The following is a 13161-nucleotide window of genomic DNA, read 5'->3' on the forward strand; positions in this document are numbered from 1 at the left end:
AGGTTTTTTTATTTTAGTGTTATGAAAAACACGATCTATTATATTCTATTTCTTTTGGTTACGGTTTTTGGTTTTGCTCAGGATAAGCAATTGTTGCAAACCGGAGTTATTATCGATTCGGTTAAAGTTGCAAGCACTCCAACGGAATCGTATGCAATATATTTGCCTAAAAAATACGATGCTAAAACTCCATTGTCTTTGGTTTTTATTTTCGAACCAGCCGCAAGAGGTAAAATAGGGATTGAGCCCTTTATTTTGGCTGCCGAAACTTATAATTATATTTTGGTATGCTCCAATACTTTAAAAAATGGCTCAACCCAAAATAATATTTCTATTGCCAATAGATTATTTGATGATGTATTGCAAAACTACGCCGTTGATACTTCACAACTTTATATATCGGGTTTTTCGGGCGGTGCAAGATTAGCTAGTTATTTTGGGATATCTACAGGTGTTTTTCAAGGAGTTATTGCTTGTGGCGCGTCTTTTAATGGAGCAGATAAATTTATGCCTCCGTCTAATAATTTCTCGTATGTAGGCATGGTTGGAGATAAGGATATGAATTATCAGGAAATGATAAAAAATAAAGAATGGCTGGATAAATCAAGGATTGTAAACACGCTTTTTGTTTCTCATGAAGAACATGTTTGGCCTAAACAATCTGAAATGCTTCGCGCATTTGACTGGTTGGAAATTCAGGCGTATCGGAAAAACATAAGACCAAAGAACGATACAATTATCAAACGAATTTATGATAAAAATTTGCGAATTGCCGATAGTTTAAAGGGGAATAAAGAAATGGTTCTTTTGGTGAATGCCTGCGAAAAAGGAATTACTTTTTTTAATACAAATGAAGATAATTTTCTAAGAACTAAGATTGCCGAAATCAAAAAGTCCAGAGAATATAAAGATGAAATTGAAAAAATTGAAAAGATTAAGGTTTTAGAAAATGAAATTTTAGATAGACTTTGGCTTCGTTTTGACCAGGAATTAAAATCGGCTAAAAGCACTACTAATTTTAAGTTTTGGAAATCTGAAATTAAGGATTTGAATGCGATGAAGTTAGATAACAAGAATGTTTTAGCTCAAAATATGGCGATTAGAATATTGTTTTCATTTCAGATTTCGGTTTATGAAGCCGGGCAGGAAAACAAAAGAAACCAACAAAATGACAAGTTTACTTATTGTCAGGAATTGTATAAAATTATTACCGAAACGAATTAAAAAAAAAAAGCATCAGCGACGGCTGATGCTTTTAATCTTTAAGGCAAAAAAGACAAATTAACGGCGAAAAGCTGGGCTTTGATTTACCGTGTCGTCAAGCTTAGCTGCTTTTACTTTTTTAGTTGAAACTTTAATTTCGTGTTTAACAACTTTGCTGTTTTCTTTTACTTCTAATACATAAGTTCCAGCAGGAAAACCTTCTAAACTTATAGTTTTTGAAATCTCTAATTTGTCTGCAGCAGAATCTCCTGTGTAAACTAAATTATTATTTTCATCAAAAATAGAGAAAATTGATTTTTCAACGGTGTTGATAGCAAAACTAACCACTTTTCCGTTTCCGGTTCTTATATTCAAAATATAATCACCTTTTCCATCAATTGCATAAGTAAAAATCGTTGTTAAAAATAAGGCAACAACTAAGCCCATTTTGGTAAATTTTGTCATGTCTTTTTTAATTGTTTATTACTATTTTGTGGAACGCCCAAAACTACAAATAGAAATTTAATTTTATGCAAAAAAATCACTTTTTTATAAGTGTAAATTGCTGAATTAAAGATGTTTCTGCGTTTTATCTGAACTATGTACGTAATTACTGGGCTCGTGGATGTTTTTTAATGCATTTTTTTAATAGCGTAAAAATCAGTTATTTGAAATTATTAAGAATAATTTTCCAAAAAAAGATGGTTTGCAAAAAGTCAGTAAAAAATGGATATAAAAAAACGTCATATGAACGTCTAAGAAGCAGTTTTTTGAACACGATTATTTGAATTTTTCAGATCATGTAATCTCAGATTTATGTTTAATATTTAACCACAAAGTTTTTTTTGTATTGTGTATAATTAACCGCAAAGCGCGCAAAGGTTTTTATTTAGGATTTTGTGCATTAACCGCAAAGCGCGCAAAGTTTTTTTTTATTAAGCATTATACATATTAAACGCAGAGTTCGCAAAGCTTTATCAACATACAGCTTTGCGAACTTTGTGTTTGCTAAACGCGATACAGGATAAAAATCTTCGCGCACTTTGCGGTAAAAATTTTTTTGCGGTAAAAAAGACATTTCATGGTAAAACCATTAAGTATAAAGCAAAAAAAAACAGCTCATGAACGTCAAAGGAGCTGTTTTTTGAACACTATTATTTAAATTTTTCATATCATCTAATCTCACTTTTAGACTTTATGAACTTACACTTTTTTAGCGTGTGGCAACGCTTGTATTATTTGCAGAAAAACCTGCTTTGTAAACTGATGAAACTGCTTTTTTAGACAAAACTGTAGCATCGTCAGTTATTACAATTTCATGTCTCACTTTTTTTACATTATCTTCAACTTCTAAGAAGTAAATTCCTTGAGGAAATTCTTCTAAGCTAAAAGTTCTCAAAATTCCATCTTTACCTGAAGCTTCTTCAGAATAAATTAGAGTACCATCTTTGTCGTAAATTGCTAAACTGGCTTTTTTTAACTGATTAAGAGCAAACGTAATCACTTTCCCATTCGTTTTAATTACGTGAAGATTAAAATCTTCATTCCCGTCGATTGCATAAGTACTCATTCCTGTGAAAAGTACAGCACATACTAAACTTAATTTTAAAATCTTTTTCATGGTATTTAGTTTTTAAATTAATAGTTCTAATTCTCTGATGCTAAATTACTTATGAAATAGAATTATTCTCACAACTCTATTAGCCAATTTCGATGCTATATTCTCATTTACGAAACCGTTATAGGTTAAAGTTTGAATTATAATTAGTGTATTTGTTAATTAGTTTATTATTTTTCAATGTTTTGTTTGAATTAAGAGAAAGTAAATTTATCTGTGTTTCTTACAAAATAAAGTCTGGAATTTAACCGCAAAGTTGTTTGTTTAGGATTGTGTGTTATTAACCGCAAAGCGCGCAAAGTTTTTTTTTATTTTGGATTGAAGATATTAAACGCAAAGTTCGCAAAGCTTTGTGTTGATAAAGTTTTGCTCCGGATTGTGTTTATTAACCGCAAAGCGCGCAAAGGTTTTTTATTAAGGATTATGCATATTAAACGCAAAGTTCGCAAAGCTTTGTGTTGACATAAAGCTTTGCGAACTTTGTGTTTGCTAAACGCAATACAGGAGAAAAACCTTTGCGTACTTTGCGGTAAAAAACCTTTGCGGTAAAAAAACCTTTGTGGTAAAAAAGTTTAAAAAAGTAAAGAGCAAAAAAAAACAGCTCAATAACCACAAAGAGCTGTTTCTAAAACTATACAGTTTTTAAACTTTACTAACTATCTAACCTCATTTTTATACTGTATGCGAGTATAAACTTTTCTAGCGTACTGCTACGCTTGTTTTGTCTGCAGAGAAACCTGCTTTATAAACTGACGAAACTGCTTTTGATGATAAAACCGAAGTTTCATCAGTAATTGTAATTTCGTGTCTTACTTTTTTTGCGTTGTCTTCAACTTCTAAGAAATAAGTTCCTGCTGGAAATTCTTCTAAGCTAAAAGTTCTTAAGATTCCGTCTTTTCCTGAAGCTGATTCAGAATAAAGTACAGTACCATCTTTATCATATATTGTCAGGTTTGCTTTTTTAATCTGATTCATAGCAAACGTGATTAATTTTCCGTTGTTCTTTAATACGTGAAGATTAAAATCATTACTTCCGTTATCATTACCATCAATTGCATAAGAACTCATTCCTGTAAAAAGCACTGCAAATACTAAACTAAATTTTAAGATCTTTTTCATAACTATCGTTGTTTAAATTTTACTTCTAATTTTCTGATGCTAAATTACCTCGGTAGTTATTAATTTTTCACAACTGTATTTTCCTATTTCGATGCTATATTCTCATTTACGAAAGCGTTATAGGTTAAAATTTGAATTATTTTTTACGTTTTAGTTAATTCAGTTATTATTATTTAACCTTTTCAAATTTATTAACATTTTTTGAATAATCCAATATTCTTACAAAAATTACTAGATTTTTATAAAACGGCTTTTAAAATGAGATATATTGAAAAAATCAAGGATAAAAATATGGGTCTTGAAAAAATAACTTAATAATCGTGTTTTGTGATTTTATTTTCTGATTACTTTTCGTGCAATATTCTCAGTTACGAAACCGATATAGGTTAAATTTTGAGTTATTGTAGGTGTTTTAGTTAAATTTGCTATTATTTTTTAAAGATATTATCATGAAGACAATCGCCCCAGCTCTTGAAGTGATATCAAACTCCTACGGAAGTTCTTTTACCTACACTAAACACGCCGAAAAGACCAATAGTAAAGCTCATTTATGGCATTACCATCCGGAGATTGAATTGGTTTATATAAACGGTGGAGCAGGGAAAAGACAAATAGGAAGCCATGTTTCTTATTATACCAACGGTGATTTGATTCTAATAGGTGCTAATTTGCCACATTGTGGTTTTACCAACGAACAAACGGGAAACACAAACGAAACCGTTATTCATATTAAACCGGAGTTTTTAGGGAATGATTTTTTTATCGCTCCCGAAATGAGAAAAGTTCAGAATATCTTTAACCAGTCTAAAGGTGGAATTGCTTTTGGCGGTGAAACTAAAAAACAGATTGGTAAGAAAATCGAAATGATGGAAAAACAACTTCCATTTGAACGATTATTGACGCTTTTGAGTATTCTGGATGAATTAGATTCGTCTAGTGATTATACGGTTTTAAATGCCGATGGTTTTTCATTAGAATTGCAAACTCAGGACAGTGATAGAATAAATGTAGTCTTTAATTATGTGAAAGATCATTTTCAGGAATCAATTGCTATAGATGAGGTTTCGCGTTTAGTGAGTATGACAACGCCTTCTTTTTGTCGTTATTTCAAAAAGATTTCAAATAAAACTTTTACCGAATTTGTAAACGAATACCGATTGGTTCATGCCTCAAAACTTTTGGCAGAGAAACCAATGAGTATAAATGAGGTTTGTTACGAAAGTGGTTTTAATAATTTCAGTCACTTTAGTAAATCGTTCAAACAATATACAGGTAAAAGCGCTTCGCAATATCGTCTTGAACACAAGATTATTATTAGTTAAGATGATTGGCCGCGGGTTTTACGGATTTAACCGATTGTCGCAGATATTTTTTTTGCCACGAATGTTACGAATTTACACTAATTCAATTCGCAGAAAAAAATAAATCAGTAAAAACCCGTTCCATCCGTAAAATCCGTGGGCAAAAAAAGATGCCCAGCATTCCATTAATGATAATGAATGAAATTCGCAGAAAAAAATATATCAGTGAAAACCCGCTTCATCTGTAAAATCCGTGGGCAAAAAAATATCACAAATTCATAATCCGAGCAGAGAAAAACTGGTCGGATTTTTCATATAATTAATTCGGAAAAAGGCTATATTTACAACCCTTAATCGAAAATTATAAATATGAAAAACTTTAAGATCTTAGTATTTACGGTTCTTTTGTGCGTCTCGTCTTTGAGTTATGCAGCAAAAGTGGATACTCTACAAGTTGCCAGTACAGCAATGGGCAAAACCTACAAAGCTGCTGTTGTATTGCCAAATTCGTATGCTAAAAGCAAAACAATATATCCGGTTATGTATTTATTACATGGTGCTTACGGGCATTTTAGCGACTGGTTGAAAAATACACCAAATAAAAAACTGGTTCAAAATCTATCTGATCAATACAATATTATTATTGTAATGCCAGAAGGCGAAACATTTAGTTTTTATCTGGATAGTCCTGTAAATAAAGGAAGTCAGTTTGAGACTTTTATTACGCAGGAAGTCATTCAGAAAGTAGATAAAACATATCGAACTATAAGCAATAGAAGCGGAAGAGTTATTACGGGACTTTCTATGGGTGGTCACGGCGCTTTGTATTTATCGGCAAAACATCCTGATTTGTTTTGTGCTGCCGGAAGTATGAGTGGTGCGGTTGATATGAGCGTAATGCTTAATAGAGATTCCTCGGCTCAGGTAGTGAAATTAATGCAACCGGTTTTTGGAGATAAAAGCGATAGTTCAGAAATGTATGCGCAATATGCGGTTATGAATATGCTCGATAAAATTAAAGCGAACAAATTACCACTAATTATAGATTGTGGAGTTGACGATTTTTTAATAGAACCCAACAGAGAATTACACCGAAGATTGGTTTATAACAAAGTAGAACACGATTATACAGAACGTCCCGGAGCTCATACCTGGGATTACTGGGAGAATTCATTGCCTTATCATGTGTTATTTTTTAATAAAATACTGCTTAAAAATCAGTTAGTTGTGAAAAAATAATAGAAAAATTCAACGTTAACTGCGTAAAATATTTTTTTTGGTTTGATTTTTGGAATATCTTTATATATAAAATTTCTAAAAATTAATAAATACCACAAATATCATGAAAAAGATACTTACACTTTTTGCAGTCGTTGGACTAATTGCGTTTTCTAGTTGTGAAGGACCAGAAGGGCCTCAAGGACCTCCGGGATATGATGGATTAATTGGTCAAGTTTTTGAAAGAGAAGTAGATTTTAATCCTACTGGATACTCTGTAGTAATTCCTTTTAGTGCGCAGATTTACCCATATGATGTTGTTTTAGTTTATCATCTCTATGAAGTTAATAATGGAAATAAAGTTTGGAGATTAATGCCTCAAACATATTATATGAGTGATGGTGGCGCATTAGATTTTAATTATGATTTTACAGTAAATGACGTTAGTATTTGGCTTGCAGCGGATTTTCCATTAAATACATTATCATCTGATTGGACTCAAAATCAAGTCTTTAGGATTGTTATCGTTCCTGGTGAAAAACTTGGAGCTGGTAAATCTGTTAATAAAATGGATTACTCAGATTATAATGCAGTTATCAAAAAATATAATATTGATGATAGTAATGTTAAAAGAGTGAAATTGTAATCAATTTGTACTAAACTAAAAAAAGGAGATCGTAAGATCTCCTTTTTTTAGTTTTAAAATATAATTTATCTTCCAGGAGGTCTTGGAGAAATAACATTAAGAGAAGGATCAAATGGTTTTTCAGTTATTGTTACTGATCGTAATTGCATTGTATAGCCGTTTGTAGGTATTGAGACGTCTACTCCTCTTCCTCCAGTATGTGGTATTAATGTAAAAGATAAAGCTTTTTTTACTTCAGTTGGGGAAAATTTATATGTAATAGTTCTCTCCTTTAGTATGTTGTCTTCAAGAGTGTAAGACTTCATATAATTTTCGGTAACGCCAATTTGCCTATAACTGTCTTCACATGTTGTAATACCTCCAAACAAAATGCCAGAATCTTGTAATGCAGCACTTAATGTTGGAAACCCATTGCCATGAACGTTATAAATTAATTTATGATTATCCGTAAAAAATGTTTTTACTGAAACCTCATAACTAATATTTGCTTTAAAAGGGTATTCAATTGATATCGCTGAAATTGTAGATAAATTGCTACTTATAATTCTACCTGTTCGTATCTCTTCACGTTTTATGCCCTTGTTGCTTGCCTTTAGAACTAACGAATTATAATAAGAATTATGATACGGTTTTCCATAACCTCTTACTAAAAAGCCATTACGATTGACAGGATTTGGTCCATATACTCCTACAATATTATTTTTTCCAGTATTACCGTCATATCTTTCATCCATACATCCGCTATTTGGATAATCAGTTATTCCATAATTAAAATTAATGGTTACAGAGTTTCCTTGGGTTTTGAATACTGAATTTTTAAATTCAGTTGCTTTGTTTGGAATGTCATATATAAATATTGGTTTTTTCGGTTTTGAACCATCAGTGATTTCGGAGTAATATTTTATATCCCCATTAATAATATACAATTGCATTGGGTTATTAAGAGCTTGTTTTTTTGAAGTCAAATCTTCTTTATTGTCACAGCCTGTGATAATAAAAGTTAACAATAAATAAAAGGAAATTTTTCTCATGATAAATGGTTTTAAGGTTTACAGTGATCTAAATGTATTGTGCAACAGGGCTTGATCTTGCCAGTAAAAGATTTAATAATAATATTATAAGGTATTAATAATAATAAGGCATAAAAAAAGGAGATCGTAAGATCTCCTTTTTTCATTTTATAGTTTTTTATTTTTAATTACTTTTTAGAAAAGTTACCTGACCATTTCTTCTTGATCCCAATCCTGTGTCGACATTTATAAAATAGGTTCCAATAGGTAGGCTAGAAACATCGATACTAATTATGTTTGGGCTTACAGTTGAGAAATTGTTTGAATTTACAATCGTTCCCAAAGTATTTGCTACGGTTATATTCGTATTTGATAAAGTATAGTCAGCTCCTTTATATTCAACGTTTATAATTGAAGATGCAGGATTTGGATATGCAATTAATGTTGCAGGTCCATAATCACGTCCTGATTTTACGGAAGTCTCATTACTATACGACTTTGTAATTGCATCTGAAAAATTTCCATTACTATTTATAGTTCTATAAGTAATTGTTGCAATACGTCTGTAATTATAGATAGTCTGAACAGTTTGACTTGTTCCTCTTGGACCGTTTACTATTGTATATTGTAAAGGTACTGGAAGGCAGTCTTTTGATGTTGCTCCATTAATGTTAGTCCAAGATCCAAATACATTTGGTCTGGTATTAGTCGTTATCGTTTGATTTTGCCATTGATATGTTATATTCAAAATTTGAATATTTGCACCATTTGGATTTTCAATAGATGGAGTAGAACCTGTAATAAGTGATGGGCTCTCTATACTTGAAGCGCCTTCAGTTAAGACCTGATCACAGCAAATAATATTGTTGTTCTTTACTGTTCGTGGTATTATTTTTAAAACATTACTAACTCTTTGAATGTCTTTGTAGATTGCGATTCTTCTAACAAGGAAGTAATTATCGTCTGTAGTTGACATGTTTTCCGGAGTGAAATACTCTAAAACTGGACCGTTTTCATTTGCTAGAGTTATCCAGATTTTGTATTCACTATTATCATTCTGACTTGTTTTTGTGTATTGCCACTCGTATCGGTCCAAATCAGCATAAGTGTCTCCTCTTTGAGCAACATGATAAGGATCTGCAAGAATGTTTAAGTTTACTTGTCCTGATGTAGATCTACTATTACCATATATTGATTTAGGATTTGTGTTTGTGATTTCAATAAAACCATTCGCATCTTTGGCGCCTTCAATTGATATTTCATTTGAAGTTATTGGAGAAGGTATTATTCTGATGTTTACAGGATTACTATCGTTAAAAGGGAAATCATTACCTAATCTTCTTTTGTAAGTTCCAGGCTCTGTTAGATAATCCGTAATTAATACATTGTATTTATTTGTCGAATAATTAACGCCTTTGTACGTAGCATTAGGAAATTGACCACCAACAAGTTTAAGCCATGAAGCCGAAACTTTTGAAGGATCAATTGTACTGGCGATCATTGGAGCAGGTCTGTCTCCGTATCGTACATCTTGATCACAGCATAATGTGTTTTTGAAATTTGGAGCAGTTGGTGGTGTCGGAGGTGTCACAGGAGGAGTGGTTGGTGTGCTGCCATTTTTAATAACAGATACATTGGCACTTTTGTAGACAATACCCGAAAAACTTTTGTATTGTGCCGAGATAGATCCTCCTGAAACATTAAAAGAGCTTAGGCTTAATGTGATCACAAAACTTATCGTTGCGGAATTTCCACCTGAAAAATTTGTAATTCTTTCAAAGCCTCCTTCTGCTACAACTGGAGTAATTGCATTATCTTTGGTAAACCAGATGCTAAGACTCCCTTCGGTTCCTACAGGAATTGGAGAATCTATTTTTACGGATAAAGAAACGCTGGATCTGTCTACAGATTCCAAATTTATAGGGCTTGTACTTGCTACACTTTTGCCGTTAACGACTAGTGGCGTAATAGTAACTTTTTGTCCAAACATTAAAGTGCTCAGGAAAAACAAAAAGATAAAAGGAATGTAATTTTTACTCATAATAAAGTTTTGATTATTTATAATAAGTAAAAATAATAAATTGTTTAGGTATAATCTTATTCTTTTGAATCAAAACATAAGATTTGTTTTATATTATGATATTGTGTTAAAATGATGCGTATAAAAAAAGGAGATCGTAAGATCTCCTTTTTATGTTTATATATTTTAGAAAAACTATTCATTATCTGAATCGGTAAGTGTTTTTTCTTCTCCAAATTTTAGAGAAACCAAAATCCCCACTAAAAGCGAAAGTGCAATAAATCCTAAAGAAGCCCATTCCGGAACGTGAATAAAATCATGAAGAATCATTTTTAATCCAACGAAAGCCAAAATAGCAACTAAGCTATATTCTAAGAAACTGAATTTTGCCAGCATATTCGCCAGGAAGAAATACATAGAACGTAAACCTAAAATGGCAAAAATATTAGAACTAAATACTAAAAACGGATCTGATGTAATAGCAAGAATTGCAGGAACACTATCCACAGCAAAAAGAACATCCATAACTTCGATAACAATCAAAGCTACAAATAATGGAGTTGCTGCTTTTTTCGCCGTTTTTGTAGAAATGAAAAATTTCTCTCCATCCATTTCTGAAGTAATCGGAATAATTTTTCCAAGTGTTTTGTATACAAAAGAATCTTTTGGCTGAAAATCATCATCTTCGCCAGAAAACAACATTTTTAAAGCCGTGAAAATTAAGAACGCACCAAACAAATAAGTTGTCCATGTAAATTTATTGATTAACATTACTCCAAAGAAAATCATTAATCCACGGAAGATTACAGCTCCAAGGATTCCCCAGAATAAAACACGGTGTTGGTATTTTTGTGGTATTTTGAAAGAAGCAAAAATAATCGCGATCACAAAAATATTATCTACACTTAATGATAACTCAATCAAATAACCTGTAATAAACTTCATAGAAGCTACGGCAGGTTTTAGATTATCAGGATTTTCGATATAATCTGTTGTATAAAGCCAGTAAATAACTCCCGAAAACAAGAATGAAAGTGTAACCCAAATCAGGGTCCATTTGCTTGCTTCTTTGGTACTAATAATATGAGGTGTTTTGTTGAAAACCCCTAAATCTAAAGCAAGGATGAAAACTACGGCTAATAAAAACAAAATCCAGACTATCATGATACTTTTTTTAAATGATCTACAAAGATAGTTTTTGAAGTTTAACTTAAAAATTTATTAGTATAAATAACCTTAAAATTTATGGTTTGTCACATAGAGCGAAGTCGAAAAGTGAACCTGATGTGACCTTTGTCAAAGTTTTAAACTTTGACAAAGGTTTTAGTTCAAAGTTATTCTGCATATTTTTTGTCATTTCGAGCTAAGGGAGACCCGAGCGATAGCGAACAGACGAAGTAAATCACACTATCGCGAAGCTTCGGGACGCAATCAAAATTGCCAATCTTTGTCGAGTTACTTGCGAAGATTTCTCCTCCGTCGAAATGACAAGATTGAGGTATATTTAGATTACGCAAACCTTTGTCAAAGTTTTAAACTTTGACAAAGTTACGATGGTACAATTTGAGGGATGAGGAATACCAAAACAAACGAAAAGATTATTATAGAAACGATTGCCCTAGCCCCGATAGAAGTGAAAATCCTTTTGTGGCGGGGTTCGCCATAAAAGATTGCAACGGATAGCGGGATTAGCTCCCGAAAAAAAAAGAAAATTATAGAAATCAAAATGACAAAATTACGACCAAAAAAAAAGTGCCATCAAATTGATGGCACTTTTAAGTATATTCTAAACTAAGAATTACAACGCTGATTTTACAGTTTTGATAATTCTTGCAGCGATTTTGTATGGATCACCGTTTGAAGCTGGTCTTCTGTCTTCAAGATATCCTTTCCATCCTTTTTGAACAGTATATAAAGGAATTCTGATTGAAGCTCCTCTATCAGATACTCCATAAGAGAAATCGTGGATAGAAGCAGTTTCATGTTTACCAGTCAAACGTTGGTCGTTGTAAGCTCCGTAAACCGCGATATGCTCAGCAGTAACAGGACGGAAAGCCTCACAAATTCTTTCGTAAGTTTCTTTAGAACCACATGTTCTTAGTACTTCGTTAGAGAAGTTAGCGTGCATTCCAGAACCATTCCAGTCAGTATCTCCTAGTGGTTTTGGGTGATATTCGATATAGTAACCATATTTTTCAGTCAAACGATCTAATAAGTAACGAGCAACCCAAATTTCGTCTCCGGCTTTTTTAGCACCTTTAGCGAATAATTGGAATTCCCATTGTCCGCAAGCAACCTCTTGGTTAATACCTTCAAAGTTAAGTCCTGCAGCGATACATAAGTCAGCATGTTCTTCTACTAATTTTCTTCCGTGAGTGTTTTTTCCACCTACAGAGCAGTAGTACATACCTTGTGGAGCAGGATAACCTCCAACAGGGAAACCTAATGGCAATAAAGTTTTAGTATCCATGATGAAATACTCTTGTTCGAAACCAAACCAAAAATCATCATTATCATCATCAATTGTAGCTCTACCGTTAGAAGGGTGTGGAGTTCCGTCAGCATACATAACTTCTGACATAACAAGGTATCCATTGATACGAGTTGGATCAGGGTAAATTGCAACAGGAACCAATAGACAGTCTGAAGATCCACCTTCAGCTTGTTTTGTTGACGAACCATCAAATGACCAATTTCCAAGTTCTTCTAATGTTCCTTTGAAATTTTCGTGCTCTTCAACTTTAGTTTTACTTCTAAGATTTTGAGTTGGTTCATATCCATCTAACCAAATGTACTCTAACTTAATTTTAGCCATAATAATATAAATTAATTTTTTTGTTTTTTTCGTTGGGTCAAATATAGATTTATTTTTTTAGTCCCGAAAATTAGGGGGCTATTTTGTTTAGTGGAGTATAATTTTTTAGAGAAGCGCAATTTTGTTAGGGGTATATTTTATAAAAAGCAATTTTTGACACCTTTAAAAAATAAATTCGTAATAATTACGGTAGATTTTTGAATTTCTCGGT

11 protein-coding genes are annotated in these 13161 nt (G+C 32.2%); 4 read left to right on the forward strand and 7 right to left on the reverse strand.

Annotation, left to right across the window (positions count from 1 at the left end; all coding sequences use genetic code 11):
• Positions 1–21 precede the first annotated feature (21 nt).
• Positions 22–1224 carry a hypothetical protein gene (locus tag CLU81_RS20155; protein WP_099711435.1) on the forward strand — a complete coding sequence of 401 codons (1203 nt, stop codon included), beginning with the start codon at positions 22–24 and terminating at the stop codon, positions 1222–1224.
• Between the two features lie 57 nt (positions 1225–1281).
• Here the strand turns inward: CLU81_RS20155 and CLU81_RS20160 are convergent, their stop codons facing one another.
• The 3 genes from CLU81_RS20160 to CLU81_RS20170 form a co-directional block, all read right to left on the reverse strand.
• The gene (locus CLU81_RS20160) at positions 1282–1668 is read right to left on the reverse strand and encodes a secretion protein (RefSeq protein WP_099711436.1); all 387 of its coding nucleotides are present in this window, start codon (positions 1666–1668) and stop codon (positions 1282–1284) included.
• 748 nt (positions 1669–2416) lie between these two features.
• Positions 2417–2824, reverse strand: a complete 408-nt coding sequence (locus CLU81_RS20165; protein WP_099711437.1) for a T9SS type A sorting domain-containing protein — start codon at positions 2822–2824, stop codon at positions 2417–2419.
• Between the two features lie 696 nt (positions 2825–3520).
• Positions 3521–3940 carry a DUF3244 domain-containing protein gene (locus tag CLU81_RS20170; RefSeq protein WP_099711438.1) on the reverse strand — a complete coding sequence of 140 codons (420 nt, stop codon included), beginning with the start codon at positions 3938–3940 and terminating at the stop codon, positions 3521–3523.
• Between the two features lie 449 nt (positions 3941–4389).
• On the opposite strand from CLU81_RS20170, the gene CLU81_RS20175 reads away from it, so the two are divergent.
• The 3 genes from CLU81_RS20175 (at position 4390) to CLU81_RS20185 (ending at position 7105) form a co-directional block, all read left to right on the forward strand.
• A complete protein-coding gene (locus CLU81_RS20175) occupies positions 4390–5262 on the forward strand; it encodes an AraC family transcriptional regulator (protein ID WP_099711439.1) in 873 nt (290 codons plus the stop codon).
• A 348-nt stretch (positions 5263–5610) separates the two neighbouring features.
• Positions 5611–6480 carry an alpha/beta hydrolase family protein gene (locus tag CLU81_RS20180; RefSeq protein ID WP_099711440.1) on the forward strand — a complete coding sequence of 290 codons (870 nt, stop codon included), beginning with the start codon at positions 5611–5613 and terminating at the stop codon, positions 6478–6480.
• Positions 6481–6583: 103 nt separating this feature from the next.
• Complete coding sequence (locus CLU81_RS20185) at positions 6584–7105, forward strand: hypothetical protein (protein WP_099711441.1); 522 nt, start codon at positions 6584–6586, stop codon at positions 7103–7105.
• 65 nt (positions 7106–7170) lie between these two features.
• On the opposite strand, the gene CLU81_RS20190 is transcribed toward CLU81_RS20185, so the two are convergent.
• The 4 genes from CLU81_RS20190 to CLU81_RS20205 all read right to left on the reverse strand — a co-directional run bounded on the left by CLU81_RS20190 (position 7171) and on the right by CLU81_RS20205 (position 12950).
• Complete coding sequence (locus tag CLU81_RS20190) at positions 7171–8136, reverse strand: hypothetical protein (protein ID WP_099711442.1); 966 nt, start codon at positions 8134–8136, stop codon at positions 7171–7173.
• Between the two features lie 163 nt (positions 8137–8299).
• Entirely contained in the window at positions 8300–10156 is a 1857-nt protein-coding gene (locus CLU81_RS20195; RefSeq protein WP_099711443.1) for a T9SS type A sorting domain-containing protein, read from the reverse strand.
• 174 nt (positions 10157–10330) lie between these two features.
• On the reverse strand, positions 10331–11299 hold the full coding sequence (locus tag CLU81_RS20200) for a TerC family protein (protein ID WP_099711444.1): 969 nt from the start codon (positions 11297–11299) through the stop codon (positions 10331–10333).
• A gap of 634 nt (positions 11300–11933) precedes the next feature.
• Positions 11934–12950: a glutamine synthetase beta-grasp domain-containing protein gene (locus CLU81_RS20205; protein ID WP_099711445.1), complete on the reverse strand. Its 1017-nt coding sequence runs from the start codon at positions 12948–12950 to the stop codon at positions 11934–11936.
• Positions 12951–13161 lie beyond the last annotated feature (211 nt).

Origin of the sequence: Flavobacterium sp. 9 (assembly GCF_002754195.1) — a bacterium.
Lineage (GTDB): Bacteria > Bacteroidota > Bacteroidia > Flavobacteriales > Flavobacteriaceae > Flavobacterium.